This window comes from Salinibius halmophilus (assembly GCF_003577475.1).
Lineage (GTDB): Bacteria > Pseudomonadota > Gammaproteobacteria > Pseudomonadales > Natronospirillaceae > Salinibius > Salinibius halmophilus.
The window spans coordinates 306,619-326,855 of record NZ_QPEP01000002.1; the positions used below are offsets into that span (position 1 = coordinate 306,619).

Annotated in this window: 20 protein-coding genes and 1 tRNA gene; 12 read left to right on the forward strand and 9 right to left on the reverse strand. The window is 47.7% G+C overall.

What is annotated here, in order from left to right:
• The first annotated feature begins 138 nt into the window (after positions 1-138).
• Positions 139-900, forward strand: coding sequence for a phosphoribosylformimino-5-aminoimidazole carboxamide ribotide isomerase (hisA, locus tag DUW71_RS03165; RefSeq protein WP_119393841.1), 762 nt, complete (start codon positions 139-141; stop codon positions 898-900).
• A 30-nt stretch (positions 901-930) separates the two neighbouring features.
• Here hisA and DUW71_RS03170 read toward each other — a convergent pair whose 3' ends face one another.
• Positions 931-1,674 (reverse strand): MerR family transcriptional regulator, encoded by a 744-nt coding sequence (locus DUW71_RS03170; protein ID WP_119393784.1) that lies wholly within the window; start codon positions 1,672-1,674, stop codon positions 931-933.
• A gap of 152 nt (positions 1,675-1,826) precedes the next feature.
• Here DUW71_RS03170 and DUW71_RS03175 point away from each other — a divergent pair, with 152 nt between their 5' ends.
• From DUW71_RS03175 to DUW71_RS03185, 3 genes are all read left to right on the forward strand, one after another.
• Positions 1,827-2,738 (forward strand): SPFH domain-containing protein, encoded by a 912-nt coding sequence (locus DUW71_RS03175; protein ID WP_233546009.1) that lies wholly within the window; start codon positions 1,827-1,829, stop codon positions 2,736-2,738.
• A gap of 9 nt (positions 2,739-2,747) precedes the next feature.
• Positions 2,748-3,188 (forward strand): NfeD family protein, encoded by a 441-nt coding sequence (locus tag DUW71_RS03180; protein WP_119393785.1) that lies wholly within the window; start codon positions 2,748-2,750, stop codon positions 3,186-3,188.
• 192 nt (positions 3,189-3,380) lie between these two features.
• Positions 3,381-3,457 (forward strand) — tRNA-Arg (locus tag DUW71_RS03185).
• A 446-nt stretch (positions 3,458-3,903) separates the two neighbouring features.
• Here DUW71_RS03185 and DUW71_RS03190 read toward each other — a convergent pair.
• The 5 genes from DUW71_RS03190 to DUW71_RS03210 form a co-directional block, all read right to left on the reverse strand.
• Complete coding sequence (locus tag DUW71_RS03190; protein WP_119393786.1) at positions 3,904-4,881, reverse strand: transposase; 978 nt, start codon at positions 4,879-4,881, stop codon at positions 3,904-3,906.
• 139 nt (positions 4,882-5,020) lie between these two features.
• Positions 5,021-5,446: a hypothetical protein gene (locus DUW71_RS03195; protein WP_119393787.1), complete on the reverse strand. Its 426-nt coding sequence runs from the start codon at positions 5,444-5,446 to the stop codon at positions 5,021-5,023.
• Positions 5,447-5,630: 184 nt separating this feature from the next.
• Positions 5,631-5,939 carry a hypothetical protein gene (locus tag DUW71_RS03200; protein ID WP_158583847.1) on the reverse strand — a complete coding sequence of 103 codons (309 nt, stop codon included), beginning with the start codon at positions 5,937-5,939 and terminating at the stop codon, positions 5,631-5,633.
• 480 nt (positions 5,940-6,419) lie between these two features.
• Entirely contained in the window at positions 6,420-7,268 is an 849-nt protein-coding gene (locus DUW71_RS03205; RefSeq protein WP_119393789.1) for a hypothetical protein, read from the reverse strand.
• A 1-nt stretch (position 7,269) separates the two neighbouring features.
• Positions 7,270-7,983, reverse strand: a complete 714-nt coding sequence (locus DUW71_RS03210) for a hypothetical protein (RefSeq protein ID WP_119393790.1) — start codon at positions 7,981-7,983, stop codon at positions 7,270-7,272.
• 447 nt (positions 7,984-8,430) lie between these two features.
• Here DUW71_RS03210 and DUW71_RS03215 point away from each other — a divergent pair, with 447 nt between their 5' ends.
• Entirely contained in the window at positions 8,431-9,447 is a 1,017-nt protein-coding gene (locus DUW71_RS03215) for a pyridoxal-phosphate dependent enzyme (RefSeq protein WP_119393791.1), read from the forward strand.
• Here DUW71_RS03215 and DUW71_RS03220 read toward each other — a convergent pair whose 3' ends face one another.
• Complete coding sequence (locus DUW71_RS03220; RefSeq protein ID WP_119393792.1) at positions 9,448-11,001, reverse strand: methyl-accepting chemotaxis protein; 1,554 nt, start codon at positions 10,999-11,001, stop codon at positions 9,448-9,450.
• Positions 11,002-11,170: 169 nt separating this feature from the next.
• On the opposite strand from DUW71_RS03220, the gene DUW71_RS03225 reads away from it, so the two are divergent.
• A complete protein-coding gene (locus tag DUW71_RS03225; RefSeq protein WP_119393793.1) occupies positions 11,171-11,488 on the forward strand; it encodes a hypothetical protein in 318 nt (105 codons plus the stop codon).
• 119 nt (positions 11,489-11,607) lie between these two features.
• On the opposite strand, the gene DUW71_RS03230 is transcribed toward DUW71_RS03225, so the two are convergent.
• Entirely contained in the window at positions 11,608-11,901 is a 294-nt protein-coding gene (locus DUW71_RS03230; protein WP_119393794.1) for a ParB N-terminal domain-containing protein, read from the reverse strand.
• Positions 11,902-12,108: 207 nt separating this feature from the next.
• Between DUW71_RS03230 and DUW71_RS03235 the strand changes: the two genes are divergently transcribed.
• The gene (locus DUW71_RS03235) at positions 12,109-12,624 is read left to right on the forward strand and encodes a hypothetical protein (protein ID WP_158583848.1); all 516 of its coding nucleotides are present in this window, start codon (positions 12,109-12,111) and stop codon (positions 12,622-12,624) included.
• Positions 12,625-12,655: 31 nt separating this feature from the next.
• Here the strand turns inward: DUW71_RS03235 and DUW71_RS03240 are convergent, their stop codons facing one another.
• A complete protein-coding gene (locus DUW71_RS03240) occupies positions 12,656-14,107 on the reverse strand; it encodes a DUF3360 family protein (RefSeq protein WP_119393796.1) in 1,452 nt (483 codons plus the stop codon).
• 433 nt (positions 14,108-14,540) lie between these two features.
• On the opposite strand from DUW71_RS03240, the gene DUW71_RS03245 reads away from it, so the two are divergent.
• Genes DUW71_RS03245 through DUW71_RS03265 form a run of 5 tightly spaced genes read left to right on the forward strand, consistent with a single transcriptional unit; the run spans position 14,541 to position 20,233 of the window.
• Complete coding sequence (locus DUW71_RS03245; protein WP_119393797.1) at positions 14,541-15,671, forward strand: methyl-accepting chemotaxis protein; 1,131 nt, start codon at positions 14,541-14,543, stop codon at positions 15,669-15,671.
• A 12-nt stretch (positions 15,672-15,683) separates the two neighbouring features.
• A complete protein-coding gene (locus DUW71_RS03250; protein ID WP_119393798.1) occupies positions 15,684-16,049 on the forward strand; it encodes a response regulator in 366 nt (121 codons plus the stop codon).
• A gap of 8 nt (positions 16,050-16,057) precedes the next feature.
• Entirely contained in the window at positions 16,058-16,378 is a 321-nt protein-coding gene (locus tag DUW71_RS03255) for an STAS domain-containing protein (protein WP_119393799.1), read from the forward strand.
• Positions 16,375-18,609, forward strand: a complete 2,235-nt coding sequence (locus DUW71_RS03260) for a chemotaxis protein CheA (protein WP_119393800.1) — start codon at positions 16,375-16,377, stop codon at positions 18,607-18,609. The genes DUW71_RS03255 and DUW71_RS03260 overlap by 4 nt, the downstream gene beginning before the upstream one ends.
• 10 nt (positions 18,610-18,619) lie before the next feature.
• Positions 18,620-20,233: a methyl-accepting chemotaxis protein gene (locus tag DUW71_RS03265; RefSeq protein WP_158583849.1), complete on the forward strand. Its 1,614-nt coding sequence runs from the start codon at positions 18,620-18,622 to the stop codon at positions 20,231-20,233.
• The last annotated feature ends 4 nt before the right edge of the window (positions 20,234-20,237 follow it).

Sequence of the window (20,237 nt, forward strand, 5' to 3'; positions counted from 1 at the left end):
CTCTAACTGGTTAGGTGCTTAATGCAGATTAGCAACTCATTTTGACGATTTGATAGTTTAGCTTAAGCCAGCAAAACTATGGCTGCTGAGCGCAGTGCAAATCGTTACAATGGCGGTAACTGGATAGGACACATTGATATGACACGTTTTCGACCTTGCATTGACCTGCACAATGGCCAAGTAAAACAAATTGTTGGCGGCACACTCAATGACGATGGCGCAACCACCAACTTTGTTAGTGACTACGACAGCGCCTATTATGCCGAACTGTATCGGAACCAGGGGTTAACTGGCGGCCATGTAATTGCTTTGGGGCCGGGTAATGAGACGGCAGCACTGCATGCGTTAGCCGCTTATCCGAATGGCCTACAGTTTGGTGGTGGTGTGAACGCGGACAACGCCGAGCACTACCTAACAGCCGGTGCCAGCGCAGTGATCGTAACTTCCTGGTTATTTGAAAACGATGAGTTCTCATGGCAGCGCCTAGAACAAATTAAAGCCATTACCGGGCGTGAAAAACTAGTATTGGACTTGTCTTGCCGCCGCCAAGGCGCTGGTTGGTTTATTGCGACGAACCGTTGGCAAACCGTAACCAGTACGCCAGTCAATGCTGAAACACTCAACCAACTTGCTGAACACTGCTGTGAGTTTTTGATTCATGCCGCCGACGTAGAAGGCTTGCAGGCGGGAATAGATCAGGACTTGGTCAAAATGCTTGGCGAACATTGCAGCATTCCTGTGACCTACGCTGGTGGCGCACGCAATGTTGATGACCTAAAGTTGGTAGACGAACTCTCAGGCGGCAAGGTGGACCTCACCATTGGCTCGGCATTAGACATATTTGGCGGTAAAGGCTGTACATTAGCTGAGTGTATTGAGTGGAATAACCAGCAAGGTTAAACGTTAAGGCGCTCAATGAGCGCCTTATTATTAGTCAATATTTAACGATGCAACATAAGCGGGTATGGCTTGCGCTAAAAAGGCTGGTAGTTTTTCATCATACTTGCTGAGGTTTTTGTAGAAGCGCTCGTCATCCATATAAAGCTCCGCTAAGCCTAATAGCATCGCCTGTGATGGCTCATAGAAGTTCTTTAAATGTTCGTGCCAATGCTGCAACACTGCTAGCACTTCGGGGGTGTCATGCTCACCGTTCACCAACTTTGCTAGAGCATGGTAAATCTCTTCACCTTCAGCCAATATTTGCTGTTGCTGATAACTACTGTAGGCGCGCCAGCGGTTGTTAGATTGCTCAACTAACTGCGCATCCCAACGTTGTTTCGCTTCTTGCTCATAAGCCTGTTGCTCGGCTTCGCTCAATGGTTGCCAAATACTATTCGCCATAACTTGCTCCATAGTCTGTGATATTAATTGCTGAACAACCTGCTGCTGTATGGAGATCTCTTGCTGTTTTGACGCCAAGTTACTTTGCTGAGTCATTAACATTTCTGGCAATAAGCTTTCATCGTTCAGTACACCGTCAATCTGCTGTAACGACAATCCAGCTTGCTTCAGTAGCAGAATTTTCTGCAACACCTGCATATCAGCTTGGTTATAAAACCGGTATTGGTTATCTAATTGGCGCTTAGCCTTTAGCAAGCCTATGTCGTCGTAGTACTGCAACGTTCGCCGGCTAATACCTAACTGCTCTGCCAACTGCTGAATGCTATAGCGCATGATTATCTCCACACATTTAGACTGTCGAAAGCAAGCTTGAGCTATCACGCTACGTTAAGGTCAAGGCTGCGAGTAAAATTTTGGGTTTTACTTGCCAAAATAGCAGCTGGCAAGCATGATCATCTTTCAACCAACAGAAAAAGGAAATCACTGTGCCTACCTCGCTAATTGTTGCTGCAATACTCGTCGCCTTCGCCATCATTCTGGTAATGATGGCAGTAAAATTCGTTCCTCAATCGAACGAGTGGACCGTAGAACGCTTTGGTAAATATACCAAAACTCTGCCGCCAGGCCTTGGCATGATTGTGCCGGTGATTGATCGTGTAGGATTTAAGATCAATATGCGCGAGCGCGTGTTAGACATACCGCCGCAAGAAGTGATTTCCGCCGACAACGCCATGGTAACCATAGATGCTGTGTGCTTCTTTCAAGTAATAGACGCCGCCAAAGCAGCCTACCAAGTAGACTCGCTGGATAACGCCATTCGCAACCTAACCATGACCAACATTCGTACCGTGCTGGGCTCTATTGAACTAGACGCCATGTTATCTAAGCGCGACGAAATTAACGTAAAACTTATGGGCATTGTCGATGAAGCGACCAACCCTTGGGGTGTAAAAGTTACCCGTATTGAAATTAAAGACATTACCCCACCGCAAGACCTAGTTGACGCCATGGCCAATCAGATGAAAGCCGAGCGTGAAAAGCGTGCCAATATTTTGGAAGCGGAAGGTTTCCAACGGGCTGAAATTCTAAAAGCAGATGGTGACAAGCAAGCGCAAATTCTGCGTGCTGAGGCCGAAAAGCAGGAAGCTGTACTATTAGCTGAAGCGCGTGAACGCCAAGCCGAAGCAGAAGCCTATGCAACAAACACGGTATCGGAAGCCATCGCCAAAGGCGACCTGAACGCTGTGAACTACTTTGTAGCACAAAAGTACGTCGAAGCACTCAATAATATTGGTTCGTCGGACAACAGCAAAATTGTCTTTATGCCACTAGAAGCATCAAATGTGATGGGTTCGTTAGGTGGCATAAGCGAACTGCTAAACGGCATTAAAAAGTAAGGGTAGGCAATGGAAATAGAAAGCTACTTATACTGGTTAGGCGCTGGCCTGCTGCTAATGATTGCAGAAATGCTTGGCGCTGGCGGTTTCTTATTAGGCATTGGCGCCGGTGCCTTCGCCACTGGCGTGATTACCCTAATCTTTCCTGGTATCGGATTAATTGGCCAGCTGGTGGTATTCGCGGTAAGCACCTGCATTACTGCTTACCTTATTTGGAAGTACTTTGTGCGCCATGGTAGCGAGTCGCAACAGCCGAACCTTAACCGCCCCGCTGAACAACTGGTAGGACGCACCGCCACCCTTACCCAAGCCATCGACAATGGGCGTGGCAAAATTCGGATAAACGACGCCAATTGGTTCGTAACCGGCCCCGACCTACCCGAAGGCAGCAAAGTAAAGGTAACGGGCGCCGAAGACGCAAGCTTATTGATTGTCGAGCCAGCCGACTGACTTTCCTTCCTTGCGGGGACAGCCACCCTTCTTTTATTTGGACTTTTTAATTGGACAGCCACCGCTCGACTGGAATTTTTGGCGAAGGCGGCAGATACAACAAGAAGGCCAGCAAAAAAACCTAGGCAGCTCAATCACTTAGCTGCCTAGACTTTCACGATTGAAGGCAATACACTAAGCCCCATCTTGCACGCACCCTTAGCTCAGCTGGATAGAGCGTTGCCCTCCGGAGGCAAAGGTCACAGGTTCGAATCCTGTAGGGTGCGCCAGCTATCAATATATTTTATTTCCAAAAACTCGAAATATATATCTTTTTATTCCTTTATTGAATGATTCTATGAGTTTTTACAAAGCATACGCAAAAACCAACTCACAGCAGTATTTTGCCAACTTATCAGCTTCACAGCAGCCTAGTACCAAGCACACTTACCAGATCAAACACTTTTAACGTGCCTTTTTAAACCGGACAGCCACTAGTCTTTTAACTTGGAGCAGCTCTTTTTAATAGGTAGCCATAGTTATCGCGCTGACTTCAAAGAGATGCCAAGAGAATAACGCTTCACAAACCCATAGCAAGAACGGTAAGGAAAAACTCGTGATCGAAAATCACTGTAATTTAAAGAAGAATGGATAATTGACAAGAGTGAAGGCGAAGCAGTTCATCGGATATCAATTGATTTCCGATGGAAGGGGTTTATAGATTGGAAACTTTTAGTCAACCAAATAGCTGAACAACCACGTCGGTACGGGGTCGTCGCTTGCAACCTCGGCTTTGGTGAAAGTGTTCAACTTGATTTAGTGCACCGATCGCACCATGAGTTACCTTGCCAAGGCTTGTGCACAGTATTTGCCATTGGTTTTGGTTAAAGGCTAGTTGTTGTAACAGCGGAGGTTGCTCAATGGATATAACACCTTTTTTGTCTGCTCTAACAACCCTGCTCGACCAATCCAATAACTCGAAATATTGCGCTTGAGTGCATGGCAAACATGCTTCATTGAGGTTGCTATCTGTGCTGATAAAACTCATTAGCGGCTTCTTGCTTGCGCCAGTGCTATCTTCACACGGTTTGCCATGAATACGCTCGTAGGCACTGGTGAACTCACTTTCGGGAATGCTCTTACACATTTCGGCACGAATCGGGTTCAGATCGACATAAACCATGGCTGCAAGCAGCGCTTTTTCATCCAAAAGTGGTTGTGATTTGAACCGGCCTTCCCAAAACCTGCCGGTGCAGTTGTCCTCAGCATTGGCACGGCGAGCGATGTTTTCATTTAAACAGCGCATAAACCAAGAAATATCAAACAACTGTGCCCGCCATTTAGCGAGTGTCGCTTGCGCTAGTTCAGCAACGCCTTCTTCACCAGCTAAATATCGATCGACGACCTTACTGCCCTTAAACAACACCTGCCAGCGCTCAGCCACCTCGCGATCAGACAGCGCTTGTGCCGCGGCATGATTCACATGCAAAATTAGATGGTAGTGGTTAGACATAATGGCATAGCCCGCCACGTCGATGGTGAACACGCTGGCCAGTAGGTGTATGCGTTCAATTAGCCAAGCACGGCGATGCTCGAAGGATTGCTGGCTTACCTGGTCAACACCGCATAAAAATGCTCGCCTAACACAGCGCGACACGCAATGATAAAAAAGCGTTTCGGCCAACTGAATGATTTGGGATCGTGCAATGGTCATGGCGGCTACCTCCTAGTGAGTTAAAGGTAGTCCACGAACCAATACTGGTCAAAAAAACAGTACAAATTTAGCCTCAGGCGAGCCTCTCACACTTAGAAAGTGACAACCAGAGCGTATTGCTAAATAGAAACTCAGCAGCTCACAACCAGATTGATGCAATCGCCAAAACAATCAACAAAGCGTGTGGGTAGGCAACTGTTGGGCGCAGTGAACTTCTTAAGTATTCAAAGATTAGCCCCACCGAGCCTTGCCGTTCGTTGAGAAACTCGCGGTTAAACTGACAGGCAGTAATAACTTCTTGTTGACGAAACGCTTGCTCGACTTTTAATAACCGAACTTCAATGCGCGATTGAAAGATTTTCCAAATTCCATCCAGCAACCAGACAATAGCCAAAATTGGCACTAGCAACCACAAAGTTAAACCACTCAATAGGCCTGTCGTTAACAAAGCCAACGCCACAAACTTTATATACAAACTGTGCTTTTCATAGCTATCAAATTGATGCTGCAGCAACACCCATTCCTGAGAGAGAGTGCTTAAAGCGTCGTTTGATTGAGCGTTCATTATCCTTCCTTGAGGTCAGTTAGCGGAAACCAACTAGCTGGACGCCGGCAAGCAGCAAACCCATTACTGATTCGCACGTTTTAAACACGTAACTGATGGGTGTCCGAGTTTATACTTTTGATAAAAACGCTCGTTTATGTCCGCAGCTTGCGTATCAATTAATTTTTTGAGTTTTTTGTCCATGTTACTTCCACTCTTTAATTGTGGTATTGAGCTTGCCATCTTCGTTTAACACATCTTTGGTACGCACAACAAAACCGTCAAAGTGGTTCAAGCTTCGGCCATGATTCCTGTTGTAAAGTTCCTGTTCAACCTGAACCCGCGCAGCAAACTCGAGTACGCTTTCGTCGGTGTTTTGCCAGTTTCGGTAACCGCTGGTCGCTTCACCAAGCTTTTGGTTGGTGTAAGCTGTTGCGCCAGCTCGCTGACCATAACGCATTGTACCAGATGCATCGGTTCGGTTGCGGCTCATTCCAGAAGTGTTGGCTTTCATTTCCCAAGACACCCACTCACCGTCATGAGTTTTCGTTAAGAAATCAACACCCCACCCAGAGTTGTTTTGAGCTGATCCGACTTCGGCAAACAAACCTGGAGTTATCTGGACACCCACTACTTTTTAGGGTTACCAGGCTTGCAACAGATGGGTGTCCAGCTTAAGTAGGTAGATTTTGGGAAGGCCGCTACAAGTCACAGCACTCAGTAGATGAAAAGGCCCAAGCCGATTAAAACACTGAGCCATCTATTGAGTTACACCCTGCCAATCGCCTCTTATCGGCATTCAAGCACACCGATCTAGCTTGCCGTGTGTTGCCAGCAACCCATACAGCGCATCAGTTAAACATAACAAGTGTGAACCCTTGTAATTGCCAGTAAACAAGCAAAAGAAAAGGCGGCTAAGCTCGAAAGCTTGCCGCCTTTATCTGACTGATGACTAACCTAGATGATGAGGTGGGTGTCCTGCATCATCCTTCCTCTAAAGATACCGCTCTACCACATCGAAGCCGATCAGTTCCGATACATCACCCAATAAGTGCAGGCAATCTTTGTTGGTGATTTTTAGCTCAAAAGGCACCTGTATATACTGACTGGCGTAGCTGTCATCTAGTTTCACCTCTACGCCAGCTAGCTGTGCCACTCTGTACCAAGCGAGCACTTCTAACGGGAAGGCCGTCCATGGATTGTACTCCAACGGATCTTTGGCCCCTTTCCCCTTTGACGCGCGCTGCACGTGAATGTCCATCAGCTTTTGCAGGGCGTCTAGCGGCACCTGTTGGCTGAAAAACTCATCATAGGCAAAACCAGGCTGCACCAGGGTGAGTTGTTGATTGTCGACACTGGCCAGCATGTTATGCACAAAAGCGAAGTAGATAGGGTCGTACTGCTCGGGAAAACTAAACTGGCTGTTTTCCAATGGCTCGGCTAAAAATGCTTTTAGTTTTTCCCGGTAAAACACCTCGGCCTTTTGATAACCAAAGTACAGCGCTAGCAACCAATGATTGACCAAAAACTCATCTTTGATGGCTTCATAATAATATGCGTCGTTCAAGCGCTCAGTTTGGTCGGCAACAAAGGTCGTAAGCATACCAGAGACAAACTCTTGTATGCCTTCAACGCAAGGCCCTTTAGCTGCAGCCACCATAAATAAGCTCTTAGATAAACGAGCTGTTGCACTTGCAGTTGTCGCATACTCGCGACCAACCAATCCTGGTTTGCTATGCGCCTTAGCTTTGAGTGACTTGGCTCTTTCCAAAGAACCCTGATACAAGCGTTCGTTTATATGCGATGCTTGTTCATCTATCAGCTTTTTGAGTTTTTTGTCCATATTATTTCCACGCTTTAATTGTGGTATTGAGCTTGCCATTTTCGTTTAATACATCTTTGGTGCGCACAACAAAACCATCAAAATGGTCTTCAGCTCGGCGATGATCTCTATTGTAATCTGCCTGTTCATCCAGAACCCGCTCAGCAAACTCGATTGTGCTTTCGTCGGTGTTTTTCCAGTTGCGGTAACGGCTGGTCGCTTCACCAAGCTTTTGGTTGGTGTAAGCTGTCGCGCCAGCTCGCTGACCATAGCGCATTGTACCAGATGCATCGGTACGGTTGCGGCTCATTCCAGAAGTGTTGGCTTTCATTTCCCAAGACACCCACTCACCGTCGTGAGTTTTCGTTAAGAAATCAACCCCCCAATTAGATTTATTTTGAGCTGATCCAACTTCGGCAAACAAACCTGTGGTTGAAATTGCCGTGCCTGCAGCAAATTCGGCCATCATGCCAGCCAACTTAGACTTATCTCCCCCATTTGATAACTGATCGTTAGCATAGTTCGCAATTAAATCTACGACTTTTCTAGCGCCGGGGAATCGCCCTGAAACAGCCTTCACCGCTGTTTCTGCACCGCCTGCAACGCTCACTCTTAATGCATTACCTGCGTTTAATAGCAAGTCAGTCGAGTTAGCAATATAGGTCTGCGCAAACTCACTTTTTGCAGCGTGGCCCAATAACTCGCGACCCGGCTCAGTTGCTCGCAACTCTTCCATAACAGCATCAAAGTCAGGAACCTCTCCATTTTTAACTGCCTTTAATGCTTTGTTAAGCTCTGGTAAAAGTTATGTGGAAGTTATGTGGACACCCACTACTTTCTAAGGTTGCCAGACTTGTAACTAATGGGTGTCCAACCTCAGATATCCAGCCTCAGATAGGTGGGTGTCCAGCCTCAGGAAAGCGCTTGACGCTGCATAGTTTTTCGCCAACAATAGGGCTTATCGCAGTCTTTGCGAGTATTTTATTAAGTTGAATCCACCCACATAGGAGCGCACAAGATGAGTGAATTTTGTTTTGCTACTGCTGTAAGCGCTTCTGCTGTGGCACGAATTATGATGGCAATTATCCACCACTAGGCGGAGGTTGTCGTATACAACAATTAAACCGCCGCTGGCGGTTTTTTTGTATCGGTTGGCGGCGAATTTTTGAAAGGAAAATGAGCCGTGACGTTTACTGCACAGCATTATTCGCCGCTACAACTATCCGACTTTCTGCGTGCCCAGGCTCGCATCAGTGCCTATGTGCACGAAAGTGATTTGCAACACCACCATGCCTATAGCCAGCGTTATAGTGCAAAGGTGTTGATTAAACGCGAAGACCAACAGCAGGTTCGTTCGTTTAAAATCCGTGGTGCGTTAAACGCTATTTTGCAGCTGCCGCAATTGGGCAGCTTGGTCTGCGCCAGTGCCGGTAATCACGCACAAGGCTTTGCGTTTGCTTGCGCCTTACTTGAGCGCCAAGGCACAGTGTTTATGCCAATCAATACGCCTAAGCAGAAAGTAGAGCGAGTGAAGCACTTTGGTGGCGAATATGTTCAGCTCTGCCTCGTTGGCGATGATTTTGATGCCGCCAAAGCACAAGCGTTAGACTACTGTAAGCGCCAGAATGCCTACTTTGTCCACCCCTTCGACGACCCAAGAGTGATTGCCGGGCAAGCCACCCTAGCACTCGAAATACTGCATCAACAGCACAGTATCGACTATTTAGTACTACCTATGGGCGGTGGGGGTTTGGCGGCCGGGTGCAGCGAGGTGTTTCGCCAGTTAAGCCCAAGCACCAAGATTATTTTGGTAGAACCAGAGGGGGCAGCATCGTTTCAGAATTCATTAGCACTCGGTAAAAATAGTACGCTTGCAACGGTTGATACCTTTGCCGATGGCACTGCCGTTAGGCGCAAGGGTGAGCTATGTTTTACCTATTGCCAGCGCAATATGCACCAAGCACTTACCGTCACCAACGCCCAGATTAGTCAAACGCTGGTTGAGCTGTTTAATCAGGATGCCATCGTGGCCGAGCCATCAGGTGCTTTAGCGTTAGCAGCACTCGACCAGTTAACAGAGCAAATTGCCGGCAAAACCGTGGTCACTGTTTTAAGTGGCAGCAATTGTGATGCCTCACGCATGAGTGACTTTTTAGCTAGATCGCAAGCGCTACAGCAAGTGGCGTCAACTACTAGGTAGTTAACGCACGACAAACCGATTAAGCTGGTCGCGGATAAGGGTCACCATGCCGTCGATTTTTTCCATTTCGGTTGCCATGTTTAACGAGTCGTTAGAGGTGGCCTCTGTTAGGTTGCTAATGCCGGTAATATTTTGATTCATATCTTCCGCCACAGCGCTTTGCTCATCGGTGGCAGTGGCGATGCCCGTTGCCAGTTCATTGATATGGCTAATTTGTCGCACCATTTCTTCAATGGATTCGCTAATCACTAGTATTGCTTTGCTATTGTTTTCAACGTCTTCAACCGAACGAGTAACCAAACCTTGAGAGGAATCGGATTTACGTTTGAGCTCATCAATAACGCCAATAATGTTAGCGGTTGACTCACTAGTTTTAGTGGCTAAGGTGCGCACCTCGTCGGCTACCACGGCAAAGCCTCTACCTTGCTCACCTGCCCGTGCTGCTTCAATGGCGGCATTAAGTGCCAGCAAGTTAGTTTGGTCAGCAATGCCTTGAATAATATCGATTACCGAAGTGATCTCGGCTACCTGGCTGTTTAACTCATCCATCACTTTGCCAATATTCGACATACTGGCTTTGAGTGCGTCTGACGACTCGCTTGACCGAGTTAACTCGGCAATAGAACGCTTGGCAATGTCATCAGTGCTATTTGCTTCATGGGCCGACATATCTGCATTGCGAGCAACCTCTTTAATGGTAGAGGCCATTTCGTTCATTGCCACCGCCACTTGCGATGAGCGATCATGCTGATCTTTGGCACGCTCAACAAACGCCAAACTAGTGGATTTAAACCCTGAAGACATGCCGGACAAACTTTGCATTTGTTCTAGTATTACTTGCATGGAATCACGTAACGAAGCAGTTAGAGTATCAAGGTGGCGGGCAATCTCTCCAAATTCGTCTTTTCTTTTGCTATCGAAGTGTACCGTTAGGTCGCCGGCTGCGAGCTTGGTGATGGGTAACACCAAGCCGTTCACACCCTTTTTAAGCGCTCTACGCAAATAAATGGACAACAGCACTGCAGCAATAAAAGCAATCAATACTATTACAGTGACCGCATTGCCAAAGCGAGCTACTTCGCCATCAATCGCCTCTTCGGCAGCTAAGGTTAGGGCGCTATTTAAATCTTTTAAAGTGTTAATAGAGGTTTGTAGGGTATCTAGTGTTTGATAAATCGTCGCTTGATCTTGCCCGGCAACAGCCTGCTTGTACTCTTTCCATTGGGCGTTAGCGGCCTCAAATGCTTGGATTCTGTTCTGTGATGCCGCCTCACCTTCCCGATAGATTGTCTCAAGTGCTGCAAAACTTTCATCGCCCGTTATCAGGTATCGAGAAATTTGGTTAGAGGGTGCACCCTGGCTAGATGCAATCGCCGCTTCACTAGCAGCAATTTTCACCTCGCGAACATGCACTTCGGTTGCCATCAACTCATTGGAATAGAAGTTGATGGAAGCAATAAATACATTAATGACACCCAGCACTATGGCACCAAGCAGCGCGATAATGACCAGCAAGCTGGATAAAATTAGCGTAAGTTTGCGTACGATTGTCATGGCCACAACCCGTTTGTTAGCAGTTATAAAAGCTTAGCAAAGGATTAGGCTTGGATAATGACGATATTAAAAATAAACCGCTCATCAAGCCTGGAACCAGAGCACGAACTGGCACAGTCGACCCTACGCGGGTAAAGTGCATAGCCACTCATTTCATCGGATGAAATCTATGGCTATTTTAGTTTATCTCGCCGCCACCAGCGTAATCTGGGTGCTTACAGTCGTTAGGGTTAGGTCTATCAATCTAAAGCTCGCTGATTATTTTGCTAGTTCCTACCCCGAAGCATGGCAGAAGGTAATCACGGAGGCATCGCTTCAGGGTAGAGGCAACGGTTGGTTACATGCTCACCTTTGGCAATATATAAAAACCAAACCATTAAGCGACGACAAGGTCATTAAGCATGCAAAACGCCAGCGTGAAAACTGGATCAGCTTTGCCTTGGGAGGGCCAGTTTTAATTGCGATGGTTACTGGCTTTCTAAGCTAGCAGTTTTGCTGCCCAAGCATTTTTTGTTTCCCTAGTATTGTTTGTTTCCCAAGCCTTTGGCTTGTAAAGCCTACGGAAAATTCTTGTAATTTTTTTAAAAAAAGCGATTTATATGAATTTTAATTAACAATATGAATCGGCACTATTTTTAGGTTCATTTTTTTAGCGGCATGCCAGCGGTGGTGGCCATTTACTATCTCATAGCCATCGAAGCCTTCCTCTACGCGGCGGCGCACGGTAATTGGCTCGTAGAACTTTTTGTTGGTGATGTAGTGATGCACGTGTTGGCCAATAATGGCACCCACAGGGGCTGTGGTCGCTTCATCGAGCGGGTTGGGTTTTAGCAGGTTAATGTCTGCTTTGCGGGTGAACCAGCGCATGGTCCACGGGGCGTGCGGGTATTGAATGTCCACTGTGTAAATTAATCACTCCTTTCTTGTTATTTTAAATTGCTGCCTCGACCATTGAGCAAGCTCACTAGTTGCAGCTAGCTATAGTATAGCGCTCGCGCTCCCCGGCGGCTATTGCAAATAGGTTGCGATGCGATTGCGACCTGGTTTGTGGCTCTCACCAGCCGAACAGTGGTATTATCGGCGGAAAATTTTTTTACTGGATTGGCAATGCGCATATCATTCGACCTCGATGATACCGTGATCTGCCATCAGCCACATATTGCTGATGAGCGAAATCGTGTTCCACGTTTGTTGCGTTGGTGGCTCAATGAGCCGCTTCGTGCAGGCACGTTGGAGCTATTTCAGCAATTACGTCAGCAGGGCCATAGTATTGGCGTTTACACGACCTCGTATCGACGCAAGCACTACATCAAAACACTGTTCAAGTGTTATGGATTAAAACTCGATTTCATTATTAATCAGTATGACCACGAACGCCGTTTTCAAGAGCGCTTGCACAAGGTGGCAACCAAAATGCCACAGTGCTACGACATCGATTTTCATATCGATGACGACAAGGTACTTGAGTCCAATGCCAGAAATTTCGGCTTTCATATGGTTCGCATAAAAGAAGAAGATGGCGACTACGCATCTACCGTGCTAGATGCTGTGGCGAAACGCCAAGAACGCTTGTGGGAAAAGCAAATTGAAGCACTCAAGGGTGCTGTGGCTGAAAGTAATTAGGCCGCCGAAGCAGCCTATTTACTCGCATCATTTATAGCAATGAAGGAATACCAGGTAGCTGGCCTACCAGCGCCAATGCACCCACACAAATAAATACTGTTAAGCCTGGAATCACCAACCGGTCTAACACAGGCAAAGACTTAGCACGCTCTTTGTCTCCAATCATACCCGTATTGTCTAGGAACATCGTCACTGCCCAACCAAACACTGGGTTCACCACTGTAGATGTAGCAATACAGATGGCAGCACTGTCGGCATTCTTCGACTCTTTCATCATCTGCATACCCGCTTCAAGTAGCGGCAAGAACACACCCACAATTAGCGCCACGCGCAGTACTGGCTCCCACATTGCTAGGTCCATTGGGAAACCTAAAATTGAGGCAGCAATACAAAGCACGCCCGTTAGCACCGCACCGCCAGGAATTGGGCGCTTAGCAATCGCGGCTGGAATCATGTAAGTGCCCCAAGATGACGCAAGGTTACCACCACCTAAACTCACACCAACAATTTGGCGAACCGAGGCAACCGCAATGGTATCGTCTGGGTTCATCAATACCTTGGTCGCTTTTTTTGGATAGTTCAGTTCTTGGAATACTCGGTGACCTAATACGTCTGGCGACCACATCGCCACAGCCAAGATAGCAAACGGCGCTACCGCAACAAACTGCTCAAACGTTGGTAAACCAAGCTGCCAGCCAGTGTTGTCACCCCACCAATAGGCTGGGTTCATATTTGGCAAGCCAGGCTCGGTGACAAACTCAAATGGCGCACCCATGGCGAACGCTGCGATACCAGCAATGGCCGAGCATAACGGAATGGCTAACCAACGCATTTTAATACGTGCAAGGTAAGCATATAGCAGAATGGTGATAACAATGACCGCAAAGCTAATGTAAGCCATGCCAATGCTCTCACCCCATGCATTAAATTTGCTAATTTGGCCAATCAAACCAACTGCACCCAGATAAATCAGCAAGCCACCACGGGTGCCCTCACCAGTCAGCTTGACCAGCTTTGAGCCACCTTTTGTTGCCGCCAGAATCAATCCGAAAAAGCCAACCATTAAGCCCAATGCGAGTGGGTGTCCACCGGCTGCGGCAATTAATGGAATGAGCGGAATCATTGGCCCGTGGGTACCGGCTAGGTTGGCGGTTGGAATTAAAAATGCCGAGAAGAGCACCACAAACAATAAACCTGCGATAAGCAGCTCATAGCGCACGTTCTCTGCAACAAACTCTGGCGACAAACCAAACTGAGCAGCAAACGCCGCTACCATGGCTGCAACCATCACAATTTTACCAATGGTTGCCGCTAGTGCAGGCACCCAATCTTCTAGTTCAATTCGAAAGTCACGCTGAGGTAGGTTTAAGCGCCAACGCTTTGGGCGCATAATCTCCAGTTCGTGTTCAAGATATTCTTGCCGGCTGGCGAATTCTTTCGCAGGGCGATGCGCTTCTTGATAGCTCAATTGTTCGTCTTGCATAGACAGCCTCATACTATTTCGCTCCCTTATCAGGGCGAACTTAACCTAAAGTTAGTTTCCATCGCGCATCATCTAGTTTTTTTCAAAACTGAACAATAAATTAATCGCTATAGAACCAAGGGACATACCAATTCTCTGATGTATGTCAGCGGATGCGTATTCTACTCACACAATTGGTCTGCTGCTCGCGATAAATATGTCGATTCCGTCACAAGAGATATTGCAGTTTAATGACAGCAAGTACTAACTTCGGCCGAAAAGCTGACGTTTTGTTGCAGACCAATCAGCTCAAACCAATCAACGCTGCTTGCCTGAGTGATCAGTGCTAGAGTTGCTGTCTGCTTGCGTTGACTATTTTTTACACATTATTTTTTGGAACTCCGCCAACCCGCTATCTAGACTGCAGTTACTTTGGATTGCTAGGACAAGAGGTATGGAGAGCTCCGCAACGGGTAAACGCATTCAATTACTGGTGGTACTAATCAGCTTCATTGGCTTGTTAGGCTCATCTTTATTTTTTAGCGGTTTAGTGTACTGGCTGATTGCCTGTGTGGCGTCATTGGCGCTTCTTATGGCTGTTTACCAACTTTGGATAGCACCGGAAGAACCAACACCAACGGTTGAACCTGTGGTCGCAGCAGAGACCGAACACCCTGCACTTAACCTAACTCAGCAGTCGCTCAATATTTGGTCACGCCACATTAAGTTCTGTGTCGATCACAGCACCGAGGCCGCCAATGATTTGTCAGCACAGTTTGCCCAACTCGTTCAACAGCTGCGGGCCAGCATTAACCAAGACAACGCCCACAGTGAGCAGCAGATTGTGCACAACATTTCGCAATGCCGAGCCCGATTACAAAGTGCCATTAGTGAACTATCGCAATCGCAAGTAAAGCGCGAGTCAATTCTCAGTGAGTTACAAGCATTAGATGAGTACACCTCGCAGCTAACTAGCATGGCCAACCAGGTCGTTGGCATTGCCGATCAAACCAACTTACTTGCTCTCAATGCTTCGATCGAGGCCGCCCGCGCCGGTGAAATGGGCAGGGGGTTTGCGGTGGTTGCCGACGAAGTCCGTGATTTAGCGATGCGGGCTAGGAGCACCGCAACCCAGATGACGGCCAAGGTAAGTGGTGTTAACGACGCAGTCGCCAAAACAAACCAATCAGTCGCCACCAGCTCCGAAGAAGAAAAGCAGTTAATTAGCCATGTTGAAGCAACGATGGACACAATCATACACAAGTTCAAAGACATGGCAGATGACATTACCGGCAATCAACAGCGGCTAGAACATGAGGCTCAGAGCGTCAGTGTGTCAATTGAACAAATGATGGTGGATTTGCAGTACCAAGATCGAATTTCACAAGTGCTAGCGCAAGTAGACCAAAGTCAAACAGAGTTAGCACAACTGATTGAACAAAAGAACGAGTATGCATGGCAAACATTTGACTGCGCTAGCTGGCTAGAACAAATGCGCCAACGCTACACCATGGTTGAACAACACGCCACACATGACGGGCGCGCAGTTTCTAAACCAGCGGCTGAAGAAATCACTTTTTTTTAGGAAGGGCCTAGTATGCAAAAAACTATTTTAATCGTCGACGACTCTGCTTCGGTTAGGCAGGTAGTCAGCATTGCATTGACCGGTGCCGGCTATCAAGTGGTGGAAGCCTGCGATGGTAAAGATGCCCTAGTGAAGCTTGATAAAAACCGAGTGAACTTGATCATCAGTGACGTCAACATGCCAAATATGGACGGCATCACCATGCTAAAAGAGGTTAAAAAGCGCCCCGATACCAAGTTTACTCCAGTCATTATGCTCACCACGGAATCTGAGCAAAGTAAAAAAGAGCAAGGTAGAGCCGCAGGCGCCAAAGCTTGGGTTGTTAAACCATTTCAACCGCAACAAATGCTTGCCGCAGTAAGCAAACTTGTGCGTTAGGAGGCAACATGCTGGCCATATCAGAAGCAGGAGACAAGCGTACGGTAGCGTTACAAAGCGATCTGACCATTTATCAAATAAAAGACGTGTCAGATGCACTATTACCGCAACTATCACCAGACTACGACTTAGAAATTAACTTGTCGGAGGTGAACGAGCTCGACTGCAGTGGCGTGCAATTACTTATGCTCATGCGCCAGCAATCCCGCCAACAAGCCACCAAACTCACCATAGTTGAGCATAGCCAAGCCGTGCTTGAAGTATTCGACCAACTAGACCTAGTGCGCTGGTTTGAAGACCCAATTGTATTGACCGGAGGTGCGCAATGAGTATGGAAGCCGCCCTACAAACCTACTTCAGCGAAGCCAATGAGTTAATTGATGAAATGGAGAACGACCTGCTGGCGCTAGAGCAAGATGCGTCCGATGAGCTGCTCAACTCTATCTTTCGAGCTGCTCATACCATCAAAGGCTCCGCTGGTATCTTTGGGTTAGATGATATCGTTGAGTTTACCCATGTTGTTGAAAACGTATTGGATAAACTTCGAGACCATGAACTAAACGTTTCAAGTGCACTGGTTAGCCTACTCTTTCGCTGCCGCGATCACATACAAAGCCTGTTGCAGGCAGAACAAGAGGAAGCCCATCAAGCCGACCACGAACTGGGGAAGTCGCTGCTTAAGGAACTTAACGCCTATCTGGGGGCTACAACTGAAGCCCCGCCGTCAGCGTCAATTGAAGAGGAAGTGCAAGCCAGTACTAGCTTGGCTTCCAATGCGATGCAGCGCTATGTGCAACATCTAACGGAAGAAGATGAAGCCCGTGCCAATGTAGAGCGCATGGCCGATCAGGATGTCAAAAACGACCTTTGGCATATCTCCCTAAGGTTTGGCATTAACTCGTTTCGTGACGGCATGGACCCACTATCCTTTATCAGCTACCTAAGTAAGTTGGGGAAAATCAAACAAATTCGCACCTTAGCGGACCACTTCCCTACCCTTGATAACTATGATGCCGAATCCTGCTACCTAGGCTTCGAAATTCGCCTAGACTCGCAAGCCGCCAAACAAGAAATAGAAGACGTATTCGAGTTTGTACAAGAAGATAGCGACATCACCATTATTCCGCCACACAGCACGTTGTCGCAGTATATTGAGTTAATCAACTCCATGCCGGATGTCGACTTGAAGATTGGAGAAATCTTGCTTGAGTGTGGCGCATTAACCAAGCGCGAACTAGCTGCCGCACTGCAGCAACAAGCACAACACGCTAATACATCAAGTGATAATCAACAAGCCGTGCCAATAGGCGATATTATTACTGAAAGCAGCACCCAGCTCAGTCCGGTTTTAGAAGCGGCTGTGCGCAAGCAGTCGCAGGTGCGTGAAAGCATAGCGCGCGAACAAAAAAGCCTACGAGTTGATGCCGACAAACTCGATTTATTGATTAACTATGTTGGTGAACTGGTCACAGCGGGGGCCGGTGCCGCGCTGCATGCGCAAGCACTCAATGATCCAGGCATGTTGGAGTCAATCGCGGCCGTTAACTCGCTGCTTGAAGAAGTGCGTGATGCGGCTCTTAACTTGCGCATGGTAGCAATCGGTGCCACCTTTACGCGCTTCCAACGCGTGGTACGCGATGTTAGCAAAGACCTAGGCAAAAATGTGGAACTCAGCATTATGGGAGCAGAAACCGAGCTGGATAAGTCGGTTGTAGAAAAGATTGCCGACCCATTAATGCACCTCGTGCGCAATGCCATGGACCATGGCTTAGAAACACCAGAAAAACGCTTGGCTGCTGGTAAGTCTGAACATGGCGAACTGCTATTAAATGCCTACCACGACTCAGGCAATATTGTTATTGAAGTATGCGATGACGGTGCCGGCATTGATGTGGATAAACTAAGAGCCAAAGCGGTGAGTAAAGGGCTAATCGCCGAAGAGGCGGTGTTAGAAAAACACGAGCTGCTGCAACTAATTTTTGAGCCAGGCTTGTCCACAGCTCAAGCCGTTTCAAACTTGTCTGGCCGTGGTGTTGGCATGGACGTTGTTCGACGCAACATTACAGAGCTGCGCGGTCGTATTGAAGTCGACAGTGACCTGGGCAAAGGCACAACAGTGCGCATCATACTGCCGCTCACACTCGCAATTATCGATGGTTTCTTAATTGGCGTTGCCGACCAAAGTTTTGTTATTCCACTGGATACCGTAAGCGAGTGCGTTGAGTTGGATATTAATGAAAATCACCCCGAGTACATAGACTTACGCGGGCAGGTTTTACCACTTGTTGATCTGCGCACTACCTTTGATCTCAGCGGCAACCTGCCAAAACGCCAGAGCGTTGTAGTCGTGCAGTCTGGGCATCAAAGTGCGGGCATTATTGTCGACCGCCTAATGGGTGAGTTACAAACCGTGATTAAGCCCTTGGGTCAAATCTTTGGCCAATCTGAAACACTTGCCGGCTCAACCATTTTGGGTAGTGGTGCGGTAGCACTTATTTTAGATGTGCAGGGCTTAATCGAGCATGCCTCGAAGCCTGTTAACAAACTGGCGACCCACTGAGGGACTTATTATGTTCAAGGACTTATCAGTTAAACTTAAGCTCAGTATTTTGGTTGGTTTGTTAAGCACGCTAATCGTCGCCATTGGTGCAGTTGGCTTAACTGGCATGCAAGCTACGACGCAAGGATTGGAAACGGTATATAAAGACCGCGTCATTCCACTGCGAGGGCTAAAGGTGATAGCCGATGCCTACGCGGTCAATATTATCGACACGGCCAACAAGGCTAATATTGGCATGATTGATCGGCAAACCGCACTGAACAACGTTGCCGCTGCCGAACAAGAAATACGTCAAGAATGGCAAGCTTACGAAGCCACTGAGTTAACTGCGGAAGAAGCACGCATGGTCAGTGAGGCAGAAGTTTTATTTGCCGCAGCCGATGCCGACATTGCTCGCCTACGAAACTTCCTGCAGTCACAAACTGGGAGCGTGGAAGGCAAGTTAGATGCCTTCAACGGGCCGCTATACCTCACCATCGATCCGATCAGCGACCATATTTCGAACCTCATTGCACTACAACTAGACGTAGCAAGGCAAGAATACGAAATGGCCTCAGCAGGCTTCCAGCGCAACCGCAGCATTGCTATAGGGGCGATTGTAATAGGGCTAGTGATGGCGTTGATCCTTTCGGTGATCATTGTGCGCGGTATTACTGGTCCGCTTAAACAAGCTGTGCAGCTGGCAAAACGCTTAAGTGAAGGTGATTTAACGAGCCAATTGACCACAACGAACAACGATGAGCTTGGTCGCCTACTACACGCCATGCAAACCATGGTCGACAAGCTTTCGCAAATAGTGGCATCGGTAAACGGCGCCTCCGATGCACTGGCCTCGGCTTCGGAAGAAGTCTCGGCTACAGCACAAAATCTAAGCCAGGGTGCGAGCGAACAAGCCAGCAATGTTGAACAAACAACGACTGCTGTAGAGCAAATGTCGGCGGCCATTGAACAAACCACCGACAACGCAACGGTAACCAATACTATGGCCAGCAAAGCATCCAATGAAGCTGCTGAAGGGGGTGAGGCTGTTGCCCAAACAGCCACTGCGATGCGCACCATTGCTGAAAAAATCAGTATTATTGACGATATTGCCTACCAAACAAATTTGTTGGCATTGAACGCCGCAATCGAAGCCGCTAGAGCCGGTGAACATGGCAAAGGCTTTGCTGTCGTTGCTGCAGAAGTGCGAAAACTGGCTGAGCGCAGCCAAATCGCATCGCAAGAAATTGGTACAGTTGCCCAAAGCAGTGTTGAACTAGCCGAACGGGCAGGAAAGCTACTTAACGAGATTGTCCCTTCTATTCAAAAAACATCCGACTTAGTGCAAGAGATTACTGCCTCGTCAAAAGAACAAAGCACGGGTGTGGCACAAATTGGCTCGGCGATGCAGCAACTCAATGCCACAACCCAACAGAGCGCATCCGCATCCGAAGAACTGGCCTCCACATCTGAAGAAATGAGTGGCCAAGCGCAGCAACTACAGCAGCTGATGGCGTTCTTCCGCTTATCGCGCCAGCAGTCCAAAGCAACCAATACCGCTATACCGGCAGCCTACACACCGACAAGTTCAGTCAATGATGAGTTGAGTGAAAAGGCTGACAAAGACCAATATGTCAAATTCTAGGAGG

What these genes read in the sequence shown, in the direction of transcription:
- DUW71_RS03250 (WP_119393798.1), top strand. Translation starts at nt 15,684, where the DNA reads ATGCAAAAAACTATTTTAATCGTCGACGACTCTGCTTCGGTTAGGCAG.
- DUW71_RS03220 (WP_119393792.1), bottom strand. Translation starts at nt 11,001, where the DNA reads ATGACAATCGTACGCAAACTTACGCTAATTTTATCCAGCTTGCTGGTC.
- DUW71_RS03245 (WP_119393797.1), top strand. Translation starts at nt 14,541, where the DNA reads ATGGAGAGCTCCGCAACGGGTAAACGCATTCAATTACTGGTGGTACTA.
- hisA (WP_119393841.1), top strand. Translation starts at nt 139, where the DNA reads ATGACACGTTTTCGACCTTGCATTGACCTGCACAATGGCCAAGTAAAA.
- DUW71_RS03205 (WP_119393789.1), bottom strand. Translation starts at nt 7,268, where the DNA reads ATGGACAAAAAACTCAAAAAGCTGATAGATGAACAAGCATCGCATATA.
- DUW71_RS03200 (WP_158583847.1), bottom strand. Translation starts at nt 5,939, where the DNA reads ATGAAAGCCAACACTTCTGGAATGAGCCGCAACCGAACCGATGCATCT.
- DUW71_RS03255 (WP_119393799.1), top strand. Translation starts at nt 16,058, where the DNA reads ATGCTGGCCATATCAGAAGCAGGAGACAAGCGTACGGTAGCGTTACAA.
- DUW71_RS03265 (WP_158583849.1), top strand. Translation starts at nt 18,620, where the DNA reads ATGTTCAAGGACTTATCAGTTAAACTTAAGCTCAGTATTTTGGTTGGT.
- DUW71_RS03240 (WP_119393796.1), bottom strand. Translation starts at nt 14,107, where the DNA reads ATGCAAGACGAACAATTGAGCTATCAAGAAGCGCATCGCCCTGCGAAA.
- DUW71_RS03170 (WP_119393784.1), bottom strand. Translation starts at nt 1,674, where the DNA reads ATGCGCTATAGCATTCAGCAGTTGGCAGAGCAGTTAGGTATTAGCCGG.
- DUW71_RS03195 (WP_119393787.1), bottom strand. Translation starts at nt 5,446, where the DNA reads ATGAACGCTCAATCAAACGACGCTTTAAGCACTCTCTCTCAGGAATGG.
- DUW71_RS03210 (WP_119393790.1), bottom strand. Translation starts at nt 7,983, where the DNA reads ATGGAAGAGTTGCGAGCAACTGAGCCGGGTCGCGAGTTATTGGGCCAC.
- DUW71_RS03260 (WP_119393800.1), top strand. Translation starts at nt 16,375, where the DNA reads ATGAGTATGGAAGCCGCCCTACAAACCTACTTCAGCGAAGCCAATGAG.
- DUW71_RS03225 (WP_119393793.1), top strand. Translation starts at nt 11,171, where the DNA reads ATGGCTATTTTAGTTTATCTCGCCGCCACCAGCGTAATCTGGGTGCTT.
- DUW71_RS03190 (WP_119393786.1), bottom strand. Translation starts at nt 4,881, where the DNA reads ATGACCATTGCACGATCCCAAATCATTCAGTTGGCCGAAACGCTTTTT.
- DUW71_RS03235 (WP_158583848.1), top strand. Translation starts at nt 12,109, where the DNA reads ATGCGCATATCATTCGACCTCGATGATACCGTGATCTGCCATCAGCCA.
- DUW71_RS03180 (WP_119393785.1), top strand. Translation starts at nt 2,748, where the DNA reads ATGGAAATAGAAAGCTACTTATACTGGTTAGGCGCTGGCCTGCTGCTA.